The sequence below is a fragment of the Mesorhizobium sp. BE184 genome (assembly GCF_031457045.1).
Classification (GTDB): domain Bacteria; phylum Pseudomonadota; class Alphaproteobacteria; order Rhizobiales; family Rhizobiaceae; genus Mesorhizobium.
Genome location: NZ_JAVDVU010000003.1, coordinates 280,619 through 300,667, shown reverse-complemented (window position 1 = coordinate 300,667; position 20,049 = coordinate 280,619). Strand labels below are relative to the sequence as shown.

Below are 20,049 nucleotides of genomic sequence, written 5' to 3'. Positions count from 1 at the left end.
TGACGTGCAGGTTGCCCGCAACTACGGTCCGCCCGCTTTCGGAAGCTGGTTGAGCTGCGCCCGGAAAACGGAATTCGGCCAGGAATGTCGGCATTCGGCAACTCCCAGCAAGCAAGCGCTGCTATCAGCAAGCCGACATCATGAGAGGTGAGGTTGAGATGAAAGTACTGGTCCCGGTCAAACGTGTTGTCGACGCGAATGTGAAGGTTCGCGTCAAGGCCGACGGCTCGGCCGTCGAGCTTGCCAACGTCAAGATGGCGATGAACCCGTTTGACGAGATCGCGGTTGAAGAAGCGATCCGCCTGAAAGAGGCCGGCAAGGTCGAGGAGATCATCGTCGTGTCGATCGGCCCGCAGCAGGCGCAGGAAACGCTGCGCACCGCGCTCGCCATGGGCGCCGACCGGGCGATCCTGGTCAAGGTCGACGAGGCGGTGGAGCCGTTGGGTGTCGCCAAGGTGCTGAAGGGCGTGGTGGACGCCGAGCAGCCCGGTCTGGTGATCCTCGGCAAGCAGGCGATCGATGACGATTCGAACCAGACAGGCCAGATGCTGGCCGCGCTGCTCGGCTGGGCGCAGGGCACCTTCGCCTCCAAGGTCGAGTTGACCGGCGACAAGGCCAAGGTGACGCGCGAGGTCGATGGCGGGCTGCAGACGGTGGAGTTGAAGATGCCGGCGGTCGTGACGGTCGATCTGCGGTTGAACCAGCCGCGCTATGCTTCCCTGCCCAACATCATGAAGGCCAAGAAGAAGCCGCTGGATGAAAAGACCGCCGCCGATTTCGGCGCCGACGTCTCGCCGCGGCTCAAGGTTCTGAAGACCGAGGAGCCGGGCGGCCGCAAGGCCGGCGTCAAGGTCAAGACAGTGGCGGAGCTGGTCTCCAGCCTCAAATCCGCTGGCGTTCTGTAAGCGATCGGGAAAGGACAAAACAATGGCAATTCTCCTCATCGCCGAACACGACAATGCAAGCCTTTCGGACCAGACCGGCAAGGCGCTGTCGGCCGCCCTCAAGATCGGCTCCGACATCGATATCCTGGTCGCCGGCAAGGGCGCGAAACCTGCCGCCGATGCCGCCGCCAAGCTGAAAGGCGTGCGCAAGGTGCTTCTGGCGGAAGCCGACGAGCTGGCCGAGCGCCTCGCCGAGCCGCTAGCCGCCTTGGTCGTGTCGCTCGCCGGCGGCTACGACACTGTTGTCGCTCCGGCCACCACCTCGGGCAAGAACGTCGCCCCGCGCGTTGCGGCGCTCCTCGACGTGCAGCAGGTGTCCGAAATCATCGAAGTGGTCTCGCCCGACACGTTCAAGCGGCCCATCTATGCCGGCAACGCCATCCAGACGGTGCAGTCGAGCGACAAGACCAAGGTTATCACCGTGCGCACCGCTTCCTTCCCGGCTGCGGCCGAAGGCGGTTCGGCCACGGTCGAAACGGTCAAGGCAGCCGACAATCCCGGCCTCTCCACCTTTGTCGAGAACAGATTGTCGGACAGCGACCGCCCAGAGCTCACCTCAGCCAAGATCATCATCTCGGGCGGCCGCGCGCTCGGCTCCGCGGAAAAGTTCACCGAGGTCATCCTGCCCGTCGCCGACAAGCTGGGCGCAGCCGTTGGCGCCTCGCGCGCCGCCGTCGATGCCGGCTATGCGCCCAATGACTGGCAGGTCGGCCAGACCGGCAAGGTGGTCGCCCCTGACCTCTACATCGCCGCCGGCATTTCCGGCGCTATCCAGCATCTGGCCGGCATGAAGGATAGCAAGGTCATCGTCGCCATCAACAAGGACGAGGAAGCTCCTATCTTCCAGGTCGCCGACTACGGCATCGTCGGCGACCTCTTCGTCATACTGCCGGAACTCGAAAAGGCGCTTTGACGCTCCTTCGTACCGCATAATAAGATAAGGGTGGGGTAGACGAAGTCGCTCCGCCCTTTTAGTTTGCAGTGCACAAAAAGCAGGCTGGAAACGTCGGACGGGATCGGTGTCATGAGCAAGATCGAAACGATCGGCATTATCGGCGCGGGCCAGATGGGCGGCGGCATCGCCCATGTCTCGGCGCTCGCCGGCTACAACGTACTCATTTACGACGTCTCCACCGACCGCATCGAGAAGGGCATCGCCACCGTCAGCGGCAATATGGCCCGACAGGTGGGGGCCGGCAAGCTTGAGGAAAAGCTGCGCAACGACGCTATGGGGCGTATTTCGGCCGCTCCGACAATGGCGGATCTGGCCGGCGCTGATCTGGTCATCGAAGCGGCGACGGAAGACGAGACGATCAAGCGCAAGATTTACGCCCAGCTCTGTCCGCAGCTCAACCCTGAAGCCATCCTCGCCACCAACACGTCCTCGATCTCGATAACCCGACTGGCTGCTCAGACCGACCGCCCTGAACGCTTCATCGGCATTCATTTCATGAATCCGGTGCCACTGATGAAGCTGGTCGAACTGGTGCGCGGCATCGCCACCGAAGACCAGACTTTCGAGCTCGCCAGGGGCTATGTCGCGACGCTCGACAAGACGGCCACCGTCTCCGAGGACTTCCCCGCCTTCATCGTCAACCGCATCCTGCTGCCGATGATCAACGAGGCGATCTACACGCTCTACGAGGGCGTTGGCACCGTCGATGCTATCGACACCGCCATGCGGCTCGGCGCCAACCATCCGATGGGCCCGCTGCAACTGGCCGATTTCATCGGCCTCGACACCTGCCTGTCGGTCATGCAGGTGCTGCATGACGGACTGTCGGATTCGAAGTACCGCCCCTGCCCGCTGCTGGTCAAATATGTCGAGGCCGGCTGGCTCGGACGCAAGACCGGCCGCGGCTTCTACGATTATCGCGGCGAACATCCCGTCCCGACCCGCTAAGGCCGGCGACAGCCGGCACGTCCCGGCATTCACCAGCGGATGAAAAGCCGCCCGCCAAGCAGCCCCAGCACTGATAGTCCGGCGATCGCGACGGTGTACCAGGTGGCGACAAAGAACGGCGAGTCGTCGGGGCAATGCGCGGCATAAAACGTCGCCGCCAGCCCTCCGGCAAGAAGGCCTGCCATAGCGCCGGCCAGGCCAGGCCGCGTCGGTGCGCCATACCGCAGCGCCGCGATAAACAGGACAAGCGGACCGATGCCGATCATCGGAATGAACATCAGGCAATATTTCATATTCGTCCCGATTAGCCGCGCCGCCCAGTCCTGATGCGGTATGACGATCATTTCAGTGATCACCGCGGCGGCCATCATCGAAGGCGCGACAAGAAGCCAGGGAAGGCGCTTGCGGACCGACATGCCGGGAGAAGACAGGGCACGCACGCACCCGAACGCGGCAACCGCCAGCGAACCCGCGAAAACGAATTTGAGCAGGAAGCGCACGGTGTGGTCGGCGGCATTGAAATCCGGCCGCGGACCGATGGTTGAAAAAAACACAGCCGCCGCGACGGCAGCCGCCAGCGCTGCCGCCAGCCACCACGCGGCGGCGAGCGGCATGGTCCGGTGAGCGGCATCGGCATTCAGAGCCTTGATCAGGTCGTCCGTTTTCACGCCGGCTCCTCTCCAAACCGCATGGCGATGGCCGCCAGGCCGCGATGCAACGCCACCCGCACGGCGACTTCGCTCATGCCCAGCGTTGTGGCTGTCTCGCTGATCGACCGTCCCTCGACGGAAATGGACGAGACCACCAACCGCTGCCCGGGCGGCAGGCTGTCCAGCACGCGACCGATGTCCCGTTCGCTCACTGTCTCGGCTTCAGGACTGGCATAGGTTTCGGCGATCTCGCCGATCTCGACCTCGATGCGACGTCCGCGCCGACGGAACGCGTCGATCAGCTTGAACCGGGCAATCGCGTAGACCCACGGAAGAACCGGCGCATCGCTGCGCCAGGTATGCCGCTTGGTATGGATGGCCAGCAAGGTTTCCTGCACGATATCCTCTGGGTCGACACCGCCCTGCACGATCTTGCGGCGGGCAAAGCCGCGCACAAGCGCCGCCACCCCGTGCAGGAAATCGGCATAAGCCTTTTCATTTCCGGCGATCGCAGCCCGCATCAGCCGGGAAAGCTCGGCCTCGTCAATGCCGCTCACAAAATACACTCCTGATCTTCGTATCTCGCCGCAGATTTGTTACATCATAAGGAAACGGCCGCCAAATGGCGGCCGTTTCCTAGGTGATACAGTATTCGACCGCCGCTCAGCGACGGAGGCGTCTTAATTCGACGGCTGCGGCTCCATCCCACCTTCCGGCTCCGAACCCTTCTTCTTGCCGCGGGCGGTGCCGCCGGCTTTCGGAACGGCCGAGCCGCGGCTGGTGGGCGTATCGTCGCCGAGGTCGCGCGAGGGCTTCTGCCCAGCGATGAGCTGCTTGATCTCCTCGCCCGACAGGGTCTCGTATTCCAGCAGGCCTTCCGCCAGCGCGATCCAGTCCTTTTTCTTCTTGGTCAGGATCGTCTTGGCGGCGGAATAGGCCTCGTCGATCAACCGGCGCACTTCGGCGTCGATGATCTGCGCGGTTTCTTCCGAGACGTTCTGCGTACGAGCCACCGAGTGGCCGAGGAAAACCTCTTCCTGATTGTCGCCATAGGCGACATGGCCGAGCTTGTCGGAAAAGCCCCAGCGCGTCACCATGGCGCGCGCCAGCTTGGTCGCCTGCTCGATGTCGGACGAAGCGCCGGACGTAATGTTTTCCTTGCCGAACTTGAATTCCTCGGCCACGCGCCCGCCCATCATGATGGCAAGGCGCGAGATCATGTACTTGTAGCTCATCGAATAGCGGTCGCCTTCCGGCAACTGCATGACCATGCCGAGCGCCCGGCCGCGCGGAATGATCGTCGCCTTGTGCAGCGGGTCGGCGGATGGAACGTTGAGCGCGAGAATGGCATGGCCGGATTCATGGTAGGCCGTGAGTTCCTTCTCGGCCTGGGTCATCGCCGACGAACGCCGCTCTGCGCCCATCATGATCTTGTCCTTGGCGTCCTCGAACTCGGCCATGGTGACGAGCCGCTTGTTGCGGCGGGCCGCCATCAGCGCCGCTTCGTTGACGAGGTTCATCAGATCGGCGCCGGAGAAGCCGGGCGTACCGCGCGCCACAGTCTTCAAATCGACATTCGGGGCCAGCGGCACGTTGCGCACATGAACCTTGAGGATTTTCTCGCGGCCGATGATGTCTGGGTTCGGCACCACGACCTGACGGTCGAAGCGGCCCGGACGCAGCAGCGCCGGGTCCAGTACGTCGGGCCGGTTGGTGGCGGCGATCAGGATGATGGATTCGTTCGATTCAAAACCGTCCATCTCGACCAGCAGCTGGTTCAGCGTCTGTTCGCGCTCGTCATTGCCGCCGCCGAGACCGGCGCCGCGGTGACGGCCGACGGCATCGATTTCGTCGATGAAGATGATGCAGGGCGCATTCTTCTTGGCCTGGTCGAACATGTCGCGCACGCGGCTCGCGCCGACGCCGACGAACATCTCGACGAAATCCGAGCCGGAAATGGTGAAGAACGGCACATTGGCTTCACCGGCGACCGATCGGGCGAGCAGCGTCTTGCCGGTGCCGGGAGGGCCGACCAGCAGCACGCCGCGCGGAATCTTGCCACCCAGCCGCTGGAACTTCTGCGGATCGCGCAGGAACTCGACGATCTCCTCGAGATCTTCCTTGGCCTCATCGACGCCGGCGACATCCTGGAAGGTGATGCGGCCATGCGCCTCGGTCAGGAGCTTTGCCTTGGATTTGCCGAAGCCCATGGCGCGGCCCGATCCGGACTGCATCTGCCGCATGAAGAATATCCACACGCCGAGAATGAGGATCATCGGCAGCCACGAGACGAGATAGCCGAAGAGCGAATTGCTGCCATCGCTTTCCGGCCGCGCATTGATGGTGACGTTCTTCTCCTCAAGCCGGGATACCAGTGCGGTATCGCCGGGCGAATAGGTCTGGAACCCGTTCGAACTATCGGAATAGGTGCCCGATATGCGCTCGCCGGCGATGGTCACCGTCTTGACCCGTCCGGCCGCGACTTCCTGCAGGAATTGCGAGTAGGGAATGTCGGTCGAGGCGCCGCGCGTCTGGGGCGTCTGGAAAAGATTGAACAGGGCGATGAGCAGGACTGCGATGATCGCCCAGAGCGCGAGGTTGCGATAGTTCGGATTCATTTAATGTCCCGTTGGCGCCCACGCCGGATAGTCCGGGTGCGGGTCTTTGAGAGGAGCGTGAGCCTAACATAGGGAGAGCGCATTCCCTTGCCAAGCACAAGCACGGGTCTCGGTTAAGCTTTGCTGGACGATCCAGAGGCAATATGGCCGCTAAAAGGCGGGTGAGGAACTGAAGGCGCCCCGATCAGCGCCGCCACGGCGGATGCAGGCGCAAGATCGAAGGCCGGCAGAAGCCGCGCCCATGGTGCGGCGATCGGCCATGCGACCGCAGCCGAAACCCCTGCGAAAACCGGACCGAGGCACAGGTTTTCATGCCAGACAGCCGGTTCAGCCTGATTCGCCTTCCGCACAAGGCTTGCAGGGATACCGTCGCATTTTTCGCAGTCGGGGAATGCGCCTGCCGCCACGCCAAGCGGCGCAATCAAAAATCCGTCATCGGCGTTGCCGAAAGTGATGTGCCGGCGACCGTCCCACAGCATGGCGCCAGCGGCCGTCACTGGAGCAGGCAGGCTGCGAGCCTCGCGAAAGATAAAGATGCCGGCGCGCCTGCTGTCGATGACCGAGCGCGACAATGTGGCGCGAAGCGGACCAGCCCGCAGGCGGTGCAACAACGCTGCCACTCGTGCTCCATCGGGCAGGAACGGCGAACCCCCGACGGTGGCCAGCAGAATGCGCAGCGCATAGACCACGGCGTCATCGTTGCCGGCCGCGAAAGCCGGATCGAGGCGGAGCAGCCCGGGCGTCGGCTGCCTGGCATGACTTTCGATGAGGTGGGCTGCGCGGTGGCCGAGATCGACACGCTCCCGCCCCGCTTGGGCAGCTTGGTCCAGCGCCTGCACAACGGCATTGTCGTTGCCTTCCAGCCTCGAGCGAACCCGAGGCCGCTCAAATCGCAGATCTTCGTTGCTTGGATCGTCGATCCAGCCAATCTGCATGGCGCGCAGCCGCTCCCGCAGCCAATGCCGCCGCACGTCGAGAAAGGGCCGCAGGATCCAGACGTGGCCGTCATAAAGCGCCGCGGGCGCCATGCCGGCCAGCCCGCGGCCGGTGTCAGGGCGGCCGTCACCGCGCGCCTGCCGCATCAGCACCGTCTCGGCCTGGTCGTCGGCGGTATGCCCGGTCAGGATCGAGCCGAGCCCGGCCTCGTGCGCCGCCTGCGCCAGAAGCCGGTAGCGTGCATCGCGCGCTGCCGCCGCCAGGCCGCTGGCGGGTTTGGGGCCGGACCACATCATGATGCGGTGAGCGATGCCATGCTCCGCGCAGAGCCGCGCAACGGCGTTGGCCTCGGCCGCCGAATCGGCGCGCAAGGCGTGGTCAACGGTGACGGCCAAAAGTTTCGGCGTTGGTGAAAGGGAAGCGAGATATCGTTTCAGCAGCAACAGCAGCGCAGTCGAATCGCTGCCGCCGGAAATGGCGACGACCGCGCCGCCGGTGAAATCGATGGTCTGGAAAAGAGCGCGCAAAGCGCTTGTATCGTCCTGCGCTTCGAAATCGGTTCTGACGCTCATCAGCACGGGGCAGGAATTTCGCGTTTCAGCACGAAGCGTTGGCCCGCTCCTGCTTGACGCGTTCTTTCATGGCGCCGGAAATCTCCGGATAGCGCTTGCCGATCTCGCCAAATGTGGCGCAGGCCACGTCGCGCTGCTTCAGGCCGGCCAGCGAAACGCCCAGCTTCAACAGCATGTCCGGCGCTTTCTTTGCCTTCGGGTAGTCCTTGCTGGCGGCAAGGAAGACTTCCGCCGCGTCGCGGTATTTCTGCTGGCCGAGCAGGGATTCGCCCAGCCAGTAATGCGCGTCCGCCGCGCGCGAGTCCTTCGGGAAACGCGAAATGTGATCGCGAAAGCCCTGCTCGGCGGTGCTGTAGTCGCCCGACAGGATGAATTGATAGGAGTTGCGGTAGAGTTCGCCTGGATCGTTCGTCGATGGCAGGGCGGCGACCACGGTGCCGTTCGAGTTGCCGGCGGCAGCGGGCGCCTGCGCGGCGGGCGACGCGGACGATTGGTCGCCGGCCCCTGCATCCACGACATTGCCGTTCTTGTCGACGGTGATCGTGCCGAAGGTCTTTCCCGGGTCGCCCTTGATGACCTGGCCGGGCTCACCGTTACCGGAATCTATGATCACCTCTTCGACCGACTGGCCGGAGGGCTGCGGGACGGCTTGGGCCGTCCCCGTTGTTGCCGGCTGCTGCGCGGTCGCCTGGGGCTGGACGGCGGGTGCGGCCGCCATCCTGCTATTGTCCGTCGTGCCGGCGTCGGACTTCTTCTGTGGCGCGCCGGATCCGCCGCCTTCGATCTGCTGGAAACGGAACTCGTTGTCTTCCTGCTGCTTGCGCATCTGTTCCTGCATCTGCAGGATCTGGAAGTTGAGTTCCTCGAGCTTGCCGTTCATGGCGCGGAGCTGTTCCTGCAAGGCGACGCCGCCGGCATCGGATTGCGCCACCTGAGTGTTGTTCTCGCTGTTGCTTTTGCTGCCGAACACGCCCGGCAGACCGATGGAAGGCAGGTGGAAGGAGAACCCGCCCTCTTTCTCGGATTGACCGTTGTTGCCGGCCGCGAAAGCGGCGCCCGACAGAAGCAGCACTGCAAGCGTGCCGCTCAGGATTGTTCTGAAATACATATGCCTCTCGCCTCGGATGGTGAAATCGGTCGACGGCCGCTGCCTTGCGCTGGCATCGGCCGCAATGCGCCTCTTAGCAGGGCCTGAGACTTCGGCCAAATTTTGTTTCTGTACGTTACAACGCGAAAAAGGCGGCCATAAAGCCGCCTTTCCGAACCACGTGTTGTATTTGTGCGGCCGAAGGAGCCGGCTTGCAGTTTAGCTGCCGGCGCCGCTCAGCGTGGTGACGGCGCGGCGATTCTGCGACCAGCAGGAGATGTCGTCGCAAACGGCGACCGGACGTTCCTTGCCGTAGGAAATCGTCTTCAGCCGGTTTCCGGCAACGCCACGCCCGATCAGGAAGTCACGGGTCGCCGCGGCGCGGCGGGCGCCCAGCGCGATGTTGTACTCGCGCGTGCCGCGTTCGTCCGCATGGCCTTCGACAACGATGGCGTACTGCCGGTACTGGTTGAGCCACTGGGCCTGGCGGCTGAGTGTCTGCTGCGCGTCGGCGCGGATCGACGAGGAATCGGTGTCGAAGAAGATGCGGTCGCCGATGTTGACGGTGAAGTCCTGCGCCGAACCGGGCGATGCAGCGCCGGCGCCTCCGCCAAGGCCAAGGTCGGCGGCGCTGTTGGGGGTTTTCTTGGAGGCGCAGCCGGCGACAGCCAGCACGGCGACCAGAGCGATCATGGCCGGATTTCGGGTAAGTGCTGCGATACGGCGCATGCCGCCTCTCCTTCGCAATTCGAGTGATTTCATTGATCTGCCAGTAACCACGTTTGGGTTAACCGACGTTCAAGAAACACGGTTAAATTTCGGTTATGACCGCCGTCCACGGCCTCTTCAGCAGGGATGACATTGCGCGCGGACCGTAGGCGGAAATACGGCCAAAACGCGGCCACCGCATGAAAAAGGGGCCATTCGGCCCCGATTTCGCAATCGTTTCGCTTTTGCGGCAGCCTTATTCGAGCAGCGGCGACCAAGCCGGATCGGAAGCGAAATTGGCCGTCGGGATCGGCTGCTCGTTGCGGCCGGTGAGATCGACGGAAACAAGTTTCGGCCCGCCGGCCCCGGGTGCATCCCGGAAGAACATCAGCACGCGGCCGTTCGGCGCCCAGGTCGGGCCTTCCTGCTGGAAGCCGGAGGAAAGGATGCGCTCACCCGAACCGTCGGTGCGCATCACGCCGATCTGGAATTCGCTACCCGATTGCTTGGTGAAGGCGATCAGGTCGCCGCGCGGCGACCAGACCGGCGTCGAATAGGTGCCGTCGCCGAACGAGATGCGGGTCTGGCCGGACCCGTCGGCATTCATGGAGTAAATCTGCGCGCGACCGCCACGGTCGGAGGTAAAGACCACCTGCGACCCATCCGGCGAATAGGAGGGCGAGGTGTCGATCGCGTTTGAGTTGGTCAGCCGCGTCGTCGAACGGCTGCGCAGATCCATGGCGAAGATGTTGGAATTGCCGTCGTCGCGCAGCAGGCTCATGATCACTTTCTGGCCATCCGGCGAGAACCGCGGCGCAAAGGTCATGCCGGGGAAATTGCCGACGAGCTCACGCTGCCCGGTCTCGATCTGCAGCAGGTACACGCGCGGCTGTCCGCTCTCATAGGACATGTAGGTGATTTCCTGCCGGTTCGGCGAGAAACGCGGCGTCAGCACGATGGACGAGCCATTGGACAGATATCGCACATTGGCGCCGTCCTGGTCCATGATGGCGAGACGCTTCTTGCGCGCGTTCTTGGCGCCGGATTCGTCGATGAACACGACGCGGGTATCGAAATAGCCCTTCTCGCCGGTCAGCCGCTCATAGATGGCGTCGGCGATGATGTGGGCGATGCGGCGCTTGTTGGCGTCGTTGGCGAAGAACTGCTCGCCCGAAAGCTGCTGGCCGGCAAACGTGTCCCACAGCCGGTATTCGGCGCGGATGCGCCCGTCGGCCTCCTGGCTGACGCGCCCGGTGACCAGCGCCTGCGCATTGATAACCTTCCAGTCCTCGAAGCGCGGCGCCGCATCCGGATTCGCAATCTTCTCGATAAACGCGCTCTTGTCGATCGGGGCGAACAGGCCCGAGCGCTTGAGGTCGGCGGTCACGATGCCCGAGATTTCCGCGCCCAGCGCGTCGCCGGCGGCGAAATCGGTGATGGCGATCGGCAGCGGCTCGATATTGCCCTTGTTGACGTCGATTTCGACCAACGCCCGTGCGGGAAGCGTGGCGAGCGCGCTCAAGCCTGTGGCCATGGCGCCGATCATCATGAGCGTCGTCAGGAACTTCTTCATGCGTTCAGCCTCGTTCTTCTGTCTGGCGGATGTTCATCGGGCGGACGCCTAGAACATGTCGCTTGGATCGAAATTGACCACCACTTCCGACCAGCTGTCGTATTTGTCGGTGGGCAGGTTGAAGGGCGCGCACTTCTGCACCGCGCGCACCGCGGATTCGGCGGCCGTGCGGCCGGGGCCGGAGGACGCGCCGCCCTTGATGACTTCGGGCCGGTCCTGCAAGGCGCCGGAACGGTCGAGGTGAAAGCGCACCGACACTTTCAGCGTCTCTGCATCGTCGACCCCGGCGGGAATGCTCCAGCATCCCCCGAGTTTCTGGCGCAGCGCGTCCATCTCATTCTGGGAAAGCCGGTTGCCGCTGGTAGTTTTCTCGCCGCCCAGTGAAGCCTGCTGCGACGAACGCTTGGCGCCGCCGCCGGAGGCCTTCTGCTTGTCCAGCAGCGCCGCTATGTCGTCGGCGTTGAATTCCTTCTCATCCGACTTCGGCTTCGAGGCCGCTTCCTTTGCCGGCTTGTCGGCGTCCTTGCGCTCGGGAGCCTTGGCGGTTTCAGCCTGCGCCGGCTGCGGCCGGGGCTTGGCTTGCGGCGCGGGTGCCGCGTCTGGCAACTTGACTGCCTCTTCCACCGGCTTTTCCGAGGCGATCGCCTCGGCCACCGGGTCAGGCTTGGAAAGCGCTTCTATGGAGGCGGTATTCTGCTCCGGCGGCTTCGGCGCAGGCTCAGGCTCTTTCACTGGCTGCGGCTTCGGCTCGGGCTCCTTGACCGGGTCCGGCTTCACCTCTTCCTTCGGCTGCGGCTTCGGCGCGACCTCGGTAGCAGGGGTCGGCTTGGCCTCTTCCTTCGGCTTCGGTGCATCTTCCTGCGCCGGTTTTTCGGTCGGTGTCGGCGAAGGCGGCGGCGTGTTGGACTGCTGCACCGGCTTTGGCTTGGCTTCCGGCGTGATCGGCTTGTCGGTGTCGACGCTGTTTTCGCCGGCCTTCTGCGCATCCGCGACGATGTCGGGGCGTTGCGTCGGCGTCGGCGCCGCCTTTTCCTGCATCGTCGCTTTCTTGTCGCCCTGCTGTATCTGCGTGATGTCTTCCATCGGCACGATGTCGACGGGCAGCGCCTCGACATCGGCGACCTCGAAAGCAGACGGGGCCGACAGCGAGAACAGCCCGAAGCCGATCAGCGCCGCATGCATGATCACCGATGTGGTGAAGCCTGCTCTCATGGGACTACTGGTCTTGCTCCTGCAGCGTCACAAGGCCGAGATTCTTGTAGCCGGCTGACGAGATGCGGGCCATGACCTTCATCACTGTGCCATAGTCGGCGACCTTGTCGCCGCGCACATAGATGCGCTCGTCGTAACCGGTCTTGGCGATGGCCTCGAGCTTCGGCACCACTTCGTCGATGGGAATTTCAGTCTCCTGGATAAACACCTTGCCGGCCTGGTCGATGGACACGGTGATTGGCTGCGTATCGGAGTTCATGGCCTTCGCCTGCGTTTCAGGCAGGTCGATCGGCACACCGACGGTCAACATCGGTGCCGCGACCATGAAGATGATGAGCAACACCAGCATGACGTCCACCATCGGCGTGACGTTGATTTCGGAGATCAGCCCGTGATGACGGCCGCGACGCCTGTGGCCGCGCCCACCGCGCCCCGAGCCGCCCGAGCTTACTGACATACCCATGTTGTGCTCCTAGGCCCGGTTCTCAGACCCGCTGGGCCACTTTTTCATCGATTTGGCGCGAGAGTATGGCGGAGAACTCGTCGGCGAAGCCTTCCATCCGCACGCCCAGCTTGCCGGCGTCGGATGACAGCTTGTTGTAGGCGATGACCGCCGGAATGGCGGCAAGCAGGCCGATTGCGGTCGCCAGCAGCGCTTCGGCGATACCGGGGGCGACCACGGAGAGGTTGGTGTTCTTCGACGCCGCAATCGCCTGGAACGATGTCATGATGCCGACCACGGTGCCGAAAAGGCCGATGAACGGCGCCGCCGAACCGATCGTCGCCAGGAAGCCGAGCCGGCCTTCCAGCCGCTCCATTTCGCGCGTCAGCGCCAGGTCCATCGCCTTGTCGATGCGGTTCTGCAGGCCGAGCGGCGATTTGGCGCCCTTCTCGAAGCTTTTCTTCCACTCGCGCATGGCGGCCACGAAGATGGCGCTCATGCCGGTCGTCTTGCGGTCGGCCAGCGTGCGGTAAAGCTCTTCCAGCGATTGGCCGGACCAGAACACCTGCTCGAACCGGTTCAACGTCAGCTTCATGCGGCCATAGGCGACGAGCTTGTCGACGATGATCGCCCAGGTCCAGATCGACGCGCCGAGCAGGCCCAGCATCACCAGCTTGACCACCCAGCCGGCCTGCATGAACAAGGCCCAGATTGACAATTGCGCCGCCGGTTCGGCGAGTGCGATATTTTCCATCTTCACATTCCTTAAGAATTTCCGGGCCTGGCTTGCGGCTAGCCCCTTGGCGCTTACCCCTTGTGGCCCGTCGGCGCGAAGCTTCCGGAATGCCCCAAAATGCGCTCCTCGCGGCCTTTTTAGGGCAAATGTTGGTGAAACGAAGGCGCTCGGATTCCTGCGATTTTCACTGATCCCTTCATGAACCGTTATGGTTAAGGATCAGTTAGGGTCCATGCTGCGCTGCAAAATGGCGCGCGTTCCCGTTAAGGCAATTGCGAAACCGGGTAGCGCGGTTCAGGGCACGATCAGAAATCTGCCTTTGGCACGAAGGCCGCGACCCATTCCTTGGGGAACCGGCGTGGCCGCCCACCCTCTCCGACGATGGCGGCTTCCACCTGCGCTTCGACGAGCAGGTCGTCACCGCGTTTCAGCCGCTGCGCCATGAAGATGCGCGCGCCGGATATATCCCTGGTCCGGGTTTCTATGGTGAGGATGTCGTCCATGCGGGCTGGACTCTTGAAGTCGATCTCCATGCGCCGCACCACCCAGGCGATGCGCTCGCCATGCTTTCCCTGCGCCAGTTCCGTGTGGTCCACTCCGGCGAGCCGCAGGAAATCCGAACGGCCACGTTCGAGGAATTCGAGATAGCGGGCGTGATAGACGACGCCGGAGAAATCGGTGTCGGCATAATAGACCCGCGCCATCAGGCGATGGCCGAACGGCGTCAATGCGCCCGAAAGGCCGCCAAGCAGGTCTGCCTCGCCTTGATCGTCCATTACGCTTTCCTTCGCCACGGGACCGTATCGATCCGTTGAGACCGGCTTGGCACCGTTGCCGACGAGGATCAAGGGCTATCCGTGTCCCGTTAGCGAGCCAGACGCAACGGGCGGCGGTCCTTCAACCGCCGCCCGCCATAGGCTGTCAAATTATCTGCCGAAAGCCGGCAGGACTATTGTTGCGGAATGCCTGCCTTCTTGATCACGTCCGACCACTTCTTGATGTCGTCGGCCAGACGCTTTCCGATGTCTTCCGGCGTGCTCGAGCGGGCTTCGACGCCAAGGTCGGCGAACCGCTTCTTCAGCGCCGGATCGGCCAGAACCTCGACAAGCGCCGCATTGAGCTTGCTCACCACTTCCGGCGGCGTGCCCTTCGGCGCGAAGATGGCGTTCCAGGAGGTCACGTCGAAGCCCGTAACGCCCTGTTCCTGTGCCGTCGCCACGTCGGGCAACAGGCTGGAACGGACGGGGCCGGACGAGGCAAGCGCAATCGCCTTGTCCTGTTGCAACACGGCGTTCAACGCCGTCTGGCTGTCGATGATCATGTCCAGCTGTTCGCCGAGCAGTGCGACCTGCAGATCAGGTGTCGCCTTGTACGGCACGATGGTGAAATCCACCCCCGCCGTCGACTTGAACAGCTCCGCCGCAAGGTTCTGGCTGGAGCCGACATTGATGGTGCCGACATTGAGTGCGCCGGGATTGGCCTTGGCCGCGTCGAGAATATCCTTCAGCGTCTTGAAATTGCCGCTGGCCTTGGTGACGAAGACGAAGTCGAAATAGGCAAGGCTCGATACCGGCACGAAATCCGTAGTCGGGTCGAACGGCAGGTTCTTGAACAGCGGCACGCTGATCGCCGTGCCGTTCGAAAGCAGGGCCAACGTATAACCGTCCGCGGGCGCGTCCAGCACGGCCCTCGCCGCCGTGGCGCCACCTGCGCCGGGCTGGTTCAGGATGACGATCTGCCGTCCGAGCTTTTTACCGAGGTCCTCCGCGACGACGCGTGCGGTGATGTCGGCGATGCCGCCGGGGCCGAACGGCAACACCAGCGTGATCTCGCGGGACGGATAAGCATCCTGGGCATGTGTCGCGCTCGGCAGGCCGAGTGCGGCCGCCATCGCCAGCACCGCCCACGCGGCAGCGCGGCGCAGGACGCCTGCTGGGCCTTTAACTTTGTTCTGTTGCATTTCATTCCTCCCCATGAAGCCGCTCACGCGGCGAAACCGTAAAGACGCGCCGGGTTATCGACGAGCAGTCGCTTCTGGCTGGCGGCGTCGATGGCGAAGCGCGGGACGAGATCGACGAGATCGGCTTCATCCACCTCTCCCTCCAGATTGGGATGCGGGAAATCGCTGCCCCACAGCGTCCGCTCGGGGCTGACCTCCACCAGCGCCCGCGCGAACGGGACGGCAGCATCGAATGGAAAGCGCGAGATGCGCTCGGAACCGGAAACCTTGACCCAGCAATTCTCCTGCCGAGCCAGTTCCAGCAGGGTCTGGAATGCGGGCTGTTCCGTGCCAAGAGCAGTGTCGATCCGGCCCATATGGTCGATGACGAAAGGCACGGCGAGGCGGCGGATCATCCCGGCAAGCGGCACGATGTCGGTACCGTCCAGATGCAGGACGACATGCCAGCCGGTGCCCTTGATCCTGTCGATGACGCGATCGAAGACCGCCATGTCCGGCGCGCCGCCCAGATGGCGGACGAAGTTGAACCGCACCCCGCGTACGCCGCCGTCGTCGAGGTCCCGGAACGCGCCGTCGCCGAAACTGCCGTCGACGATCGCCACGCCGCGATAGCGGTCCGGACGCCAGGCGATCGCATCGAGCATGGCGCTGTTGTCGGTCCCGTGGCAACTCGCCTGCACGATCACCGCGCGCTCGATGCCGAGCCGGGCATGCAGCGCAGCCAGAGCCTCTTTCGGTGCGTCATCGGGCGTGTATCTGCGATTGGGCGCATAGGGGAAAACGGCGCCGGGACCGAAGACGTGGCAATGGGCATCGCAACTGCCGGACGGCAAGGCGTAGACCGGCTTGCGGCCGGCCTGTGCTGGAAGATCGTTCATGCTGACTGTTCCTGGAGAATGCTTTCGGCTGCCGTTTCCCTCGGATCGACAGCCAGGTCCCTGAAGCTCGCATAGCTCGCCGCCACGATCTGCTCGACGGCTGCCTCACGGTCGTTGCCGTCGACTTCGCCCTGCGAAAGACGGGTCACCCGCTCGGGATTGATGAGCGCGTAATAAAGCGCGCCGAGCAGGAACTGGCTGCGCCATACCAACCCTTCCCGGGAAGCGCCCGGCACGCATTCGGCGACAGCGTCGATGAAAGCGCGGCTGGTTTCGTCAAAGGCGTCCGCGATGATCGCCCGTGCATCGGTATTGCCTTCCGCTGACAGGACCGCCCGCATGCGGGTGAATTCCGCGCCGCCGCCGTCGCCCTCCGAAGACGAAATGAAAGCGGGCAGGACATAGGCCCGGAGAATCGCCATCAGCCGCTCATCCGGATGGCTGATCCGTTGCGCCTCGCCCAGAAGCTCGCGTCGACGGGCATTCATCGGCTCGGTGTGGTGCTGGTAGATTTCACGCAGAAGATTGGCCTTCGAGCCGAAATGATAGGTGAGACTGCCGACATTGGCGCCGGCCGCCTTGGCGATCTCGCGCAGGGAAACAGCGTTGTAGCCGCTGGCCGCGAACAGCGTGACGGCATTTCGCAAGAGGACGTCGCGGATGCTGGGACGCATGCAATTGCTCGTTTGACCTTATAATTTGTACATTTGTACAAATTGGTGACAAACGTCAACCGGATTCGCGATTGGCGGCGTGCAAAGCCTTAATTTGGAATTTCGGATTAAAAATCGCTTGCCAGTGCAAGGCAGCTTCAAGCCGTCACTTAGGAGCAGGATCGGGGAATTTCGAAGTTTCGCCGAACAATCGCCGGGCGAAGATTCACTCTTCCTGGAACAGGTTGATCTGCTGCTGGACGAAATCCTTCGGCGCTTCGAGGCCGAGGTGCCGCCATGCATTCGCGGTCAGCACACGGCCACGCGGCGTGCGCTGGATGAAGCCCTGCTGGATCAGATAGGGCTCGATGATGTCCTCGATGGCGTCGCGCGGCTCAGACAGCCCGGCCGCGATGGTCTCGATCCCGACTGGGCCTCCACCGAAATTCATCGCGATCATCGACAAATAGCGCCGGTCGAGCGCATCGAGGCCGAGCGCATCGACCTCCAGCCGCGACAGCGCCTCGTCGGCGATCTTGCGGGTGACGAGTTCGGCGCCGGCGACGGTGGCGAAATCGCGCACCCGCCTCAGCAGCCGGCCGGCGATGCGCGGCGTGCCGCGCGCCCGCCGCGCGATCTCCGAAGCCCCATCGTCGCTGAGCGGCAGGCTGAGGATGCGCGCGCCGCGCCGCACGATCAGTTCCAGCTCCTCGACCGTGTAGAAATTCAGCCGCACGGGAATGCCGAAGCGGTCGCGCAGCGGATTGGTGATCAGACCGAGCCGCGTTGTCGCAGCAACCAGCGTAAACCGGGCAAGGTCGATCTTGACCGAACGCGCCGCCGGTCCTTCGCCGATGATCAGGTCGAGCTGGTAGTCCTCCATCGCCGGATAGAGGATTTCCTCGACCGCCGGACTGAGCCGATGGATCTCGTCGATGAACAGCACATCGCGTTCTTCGAGATTGGTCAAAAGCGCCGCCAAGTCGCCAGCCTTGGCGATGACCGGGCCGGAGGTGGAGCGGAAGTTGACGCCCATCTCGCGCGCCATGATCTGCGCCAGCGTCGTCTTGCCCAAGCCGGGGGGACCGACGAACAGCACATGGTCCAGCGCCTCGCCTCGGCCCTTTGCCGCCTCGACGAAGACTTTCAGATTGGCCCGCGCCGCCGCCTGGCCGACGAATTCGTCAAGCGTCTGCGGCCGCAACGTCTGGTCGGCATCCTCGCCGCGCTGTTCGGGCGTGAGAAGGCGGGGGGAAAGGCTCATGCCTCCCTCCTTGCACGGGTGTCAGCCATGAGCAAGCACGGCGTCACCGCGCCAGCTCCTTCAAGCCGAACCGGATGAGCTTGGCCGAATCCGCACCCTCCCCGGCCGTCTTCATCGCCGCGGCGATGGCATTGGCGGCGATGTCGCGCGAATAGCCGAGATTGACCAGCGCCGATACGGCGTCGGTGATCGGCGCCGGAGCCACCCCTTCGCCCAGTTCCTGCTTCAACCCGATGGTGCCGGACGCAGAACCGGCAAAAGCCGGCGCCTTGTTCTTCAGCTCGGTGACGATGCGTTCGGCCACCTTCTTGCCGACGCCCGGCGCCCTGGAGACCATGGCGATGTCGCGCAGTGCGATGGCGTTGGCGAGATCAGCGGGCGCCATCGTGGAGAGGATCGCCAGAGCCACCTTGGCCCCGACGCCCTGCACATTGTTCATCAGCAGCCGGAACCACTCACGTTCCAGTCCCGACTGGAACCCGTAGAGCCGGATCATGTCCTCGCGCACATAGGTCTCGATGAACAGCACGACAGCCTCGCCGGGAGCCGGCAGCGTGGCGAGCGTCCGGGCCGAGCAATAGGCGACGTAACCGACGCCATGCACGTCGACGACGCAGTAATCCTCGTCGATCTCGTCCACCGTACCCTTGAGCTTGCCGATCATCGACGAATGTCCTGACAGATGGATTTCACTGCGCTATCCCGCCAGCGCCAGCCGGTAGGCGGCGCTTTGCCGATGGTGTGCGTGGCAGATGGCGATGGCAAGTGCGTCGGCGGCGTCATCCGTGTCGAACGTGGCCTTCGGCATCAGCACCCGCACCATCATGTGGATCTGCTTCTTGTCGCCGTGGCCCACGCCGATCACCGCCTTCTTCACCGCGTTCGGCGCGTATTCTGCGACCAGCAGCCCGGCGCGCGCAGGCACCAGCATGGCAATACCGCGCGCCTGGCCGAGCTTGAGCGTGGCGGCGGCATCCTTGTTGACGAAAGTCTGTTCGACCGCGGCCTCATGCGGCATGGCCTGGTGCAGCACCTCGGCCAGCCCGTCATGCAATTGGCAAAGCCGTGCCGCCAGCGATGCCTTGTCGTCGGAACGAACCGTGCCGGCCGCGACGAAGCGCAGGGAATTGCCGAGCGTCTCGACAACGCCCCATCCGGTCCGCCTCAGCCCCGGGTCGATACCGATGATGCGAATCGTTTCCGCCATTTTCACACTCTATCCGCCCGGCACAGCCATGCCAGTGAAATGTGAACAAAGCAGAAACGTATCGGCGATCAGCCCCGCCCGAAAGCAGTGTTGAGCAGCATGATCTGGTCCGAGACCGGATTGCCGCGATGGCCGGCGCGCGGCGGCGTCGTCACCGCTCCCGAGCCGTAGACCTCCTCGTCCATGCGCCGCACCAGCGACTGCAGCCGCAGCGAACGGTTGACCAGGTCGAGGAAGTCCTTTGGCAGTTCGTTCCAGCCGGCGGCTTCGTCATGCGCCGAGGCTGTATCGAGCCTAACCTTGGATTTTTCGGAGGCAACCTGATCGCGGGTCATTTCACCGGAGTTTGCAGCTCTTTGCAGCAGCAGCCAGGATGCGATCTGCATCAGGCGGGTGGTAAGCCGCATGGATTCCGCTGCATAGAGCGTCGCCCCCAGCCGCGAAAGCTTCTTGGCCTCGACGCGGCCCTGCCCGTCGAGATATTCCGCCGCCTCTTCGACCAGCCCCATGCCCTCATTGTAGAGAGGCTTGAAGGATTGGGAAAAGACCCGGCGTTCTGCCAGCTTGACCGTCTTTCCGTTGTCCCTCGAGGCTTCGTTCATGTCTGCGTCCTGCGCCTTATAGAGCCGGCTGATTCGTTAGCCGCACCGTGAGGTCCGGCAAAATAGAAGATAGGCCGGGAAAATGCGCTCCGTTGTCCACGAAG

The 20,049-nt window shown here is 63.6% G+C and carries 21 protein-coding genes; 3 read left to right on the top strand and 18 right to left on the bottom strand.

From position 1 onward, the window contains the following. Positions 1–158 precede the first annotated feature (158 nt). The 3 genes from J2X35_RS15120 to J2X35_RS15110 all read left to right on the top strand — a co-directional run bounded on the left by J2X35_RS15120 (position 159) and on the right by J2X35_RS15110 (position 2,847). Positions 159–905, top strand: coding sequence for an electron transfer flavoprotein subunit beta/FixA family protein (locus J2X35_RS15120; protein ID WP_056112019.1), 747 nt, complete (start codon positions 159–161; stop codon positions 903–905). Positions 906–927: 22 nt separating this feature from the next. After that, a complete protein-coding gene (locus tag J2X35_RS15115) occupies positions 928–1,857 on the top strand; it encodes an electron transfer flavoprotein subunit alpha/FixB family protein (RefSeq protein WP_310186946.1) in 930 nt (309 codons plus the stop codon). A gap of 111 nt (positions 1,858–1,968) precedes the next feature. Beyond that, positions 1,969–2,847, top strand: coding sequence for a 3-hydroxybutyryl-CoA dehydrogenase (locus tag J2X35_RS15110; protein WP_056112027.1), 879 nt, complete (start codon positions 1,969–1,971; stop codon positions 2,845–2,847). 29 nt (positions 2,848–2,876) lie between these two features. Here J2X35_RS15110 and J2X35_RS15105 read toward each other — a convergent pair whose 3' ends face one another. The 18 genes from J2X35_RS15105 to J2X35_RS15020 form a co-directional block, all read right to left on the bottom strand. Beyond that, complete coding sequence (locus tag J2X35_RS15105; protein WP_310186942.1) at positions 2,877–3,515, bottom strand: NrsF family protein; 639 nt, start codon at positions 3,513–3,515, stop codon at positions 2,877–2,879. After that, positions 3,512–4,054: a sigma-70 family RNA polymerase sigma factor gene (locus J2X35_RS15100; RefSeq protein WP_310186940.1), complete on the bottom strand. Its 543-nt coding sequence runs from the start codon at positions 4,052–4,054 to the stop codon at positions 3,512–3,514. The genes J2X35_RS15105 and J2X35_RS15100 overlap by 4 nt, the downstream gene beginning before the upstream one ends. 123 nt (positions 4,055–4,177) lie before the next feature. Next, a complete protein-coding gene (ftsH, locus tag J2X35_RS15095; protein ID WP_056112032.1) occupies positions 4,178–6,115 on the bottom strand; it encodes an ATP-dependent zinc metalloprotease FtsH in 1,938 nt (645 codons plus the stop codon). Positions 6,116–6,228: 113 nt separating this feature from the next. Then, positions 6,229–7,623, bottom strand: a complete 1,395-nt coding sequence (gene tilS, locus J2X35_RS15090; protein ID WP_310186938.1) for a tRNA lysidine(34) synthetase TilS — start codon at positions 7,621–7,623, stop codon at positions 6,229–6,231. A 25-nt stretch (positions 7,624–7,648) separates the two neighbouring features. After that, positions 7,649–8,731 carry a tol-pal system protein YbgF gene (ybgF, locus tag J2X35_RS15085; protein WP_310186935.1) on the bottom strand — a complete coding sequence of 361 codons (1,083 nt, stop codon included), beginning with the start codon at positions 8,729–8,731 and terminating at the stop codon, positions 7,649–7,651. 198 nt (positions 8,732–8,929) lie between these two features. Beyond that, complete coding sequence (pal, locus tag J2X35_RS15080) at positions 8,930–9,439, bottom strand: peptidoglycan-associated lipoprotein Pal (RefSeq protein ID WP_056112041.1); 510 nt, start codon at positions 9,437–9,439, stop codon at positions 8,930–8,932. A 235-nt stretch (positions 9,440–9,674) separates the two neighbouring features. After that, the gene (gene tolB / locus J2X35_RS15075) at positions 9,675–10,991 is read right to left on the bottom strand and encodes a Tol-Pal system beta propeller repeat protein TolB (protein WP_056112044.1); all 1,317 of its coding nucleotides are present in this window, start codon (positions 10,989–10,991) and stop codon (positions 9,675–9,677) included. A 48-nt stretch (positions 10,992–11,039) separates the two neighbouring features. After that, positions 11,040–12,203 (bottom strand): hypothetical protein, encoded by a 1,164-nt coding sequence (locus tag J2X35_RS15070; RefSeq protein ID WP_310186931.1) that lies wholly within the window; start codon positions 12,201–12,203, stop codon positions 11,040–11,042. Positions 12,204–12,207: 4 nt separating this feature from the next. Further along, positions 12,208–12,666 carry a protein TolR gene (gene tolR, locus J2X35_RS15065; protein WP_056112050.1) on the bottom strand — a complete coding sequence of 153 codons (459 nt, stop codon included), beginning with the start codon at positions 12,664–12,666 and terminating at the stop codon, positions 12,208–12,210. Between the two features lie 22 nt (positions 12,667–12,688). After that, complete coding sequence (tolQ, locus tag J2X35_RS15060; RefSeq protein WP_056112052.1) at positions 12,689–13,399, bottom strand: protein TolQ; 711 nt, start codon at positions 13,397–13,399, stop codon at positions 12,689–12,691. 287 nt (positions 13,400–13,686) lie between these two features. Next, positions 13,687–14,157, bottom strand: a complete 471-nt coding sequence (gene ybgC, locus J2X35_RS15055) for a tol-pal system-associated acyl-CoA thioesterase (protein ID WP_056115992.1) — start codon at positions 14,155–14,157, stop codon at positions 13,687–13,689. Positions 14,158–14,330: 173 nt separating this feature from the next. Continuing rightward, on the bottom strand, positions 14,331–15,341 hold the full coding sequence (locus J2X35_RS15050) for a tripartite tricarboxylate transporter substrate-binding protein (protein WP_310186928.1): 1,011 nt from the start codon (positions 15,339–15,341) through the stop codon (positions 14,331–14,333). A gap of 23 nt (positions 15,342–15,364) precedes the next feature. After that, the gene (locus J2X35_RS15045; protein WP_310186926.1) at positions 15,365–16,219 is read right to left on the bottom strand and encodes an amidohydrolase family protein; all 855 of its coding nucleotides are present in this window, start codon (positions 16,217–16,219) and stop codon (positions 15,365–15,367) included. Next, the gene (locus J2X35_RS15040; protein ID WP_056112060.1) at positions 16,216–16,893 is read right to left on the bottom strand and encodes a TetR/AcrR family transcriptional regulator; all 678 of its coding nucleotides are present in this window, start codon (positions 16,891–16,893) and stop codon (positions 16,216–16,218) included. The genes J2X35_RS15045 and J2X35_RS15040 overlap by 4 nt, the downstream gene beginning before the upstream one ends. A 205-nt stretch (positions 16,894–17,098) precedes the next feature. Beyond that, entirely contained in the window at positions 17,099–18,136 is a 1,038-nt protein-coding gene (gene ruvB / locus J2X35_RS15035) for a Holliday junction branch migration DNA helicase RuvB (RefSeq protein ID WP_056112062.1), read from the bottom strand. Between the two features lie 43 nt (positions 18,137–18,179). Further along, positions 18,180–18,800, bottom strand: a complete 621-nt coding sequence (ruvA, locus tag J2X35_RS15030) for a Holliday junction branch migration protein RuvA (RefSeq protein WP_056112064.1) — start codon at positions 18,798–18,800, stop codon at positions 18,180–18,182. Positions 18,801–18,833: 33 nt separating this feature from the next. Beyond that, complete coding sequence (ruvC, locus tag J2X35_RS15025; RefSeq protein ID WP_056112066.1) at positions 18,834–19,343, bottom strand: crossover junction endodeoxyribonuclease RuvC; 510 nt, start codon at positions 19,341–19,343, stop codon at positions 18,834–18,836. A gap of 68 nt (positions 19,344–19,411) precedes the next feature. Further along, complete coding sequence (locus J2X35_RS15020; RefSeq protein WP_056112069.1) at positions 19,412–19,945, bottom strand: DUF1465 family protein; 534 nt, start codon at positions 19,943–19,945, stop codon at positions 19,412–19,414. Positions 19,946–20,049: the final 104 nt, after the last annotated feature.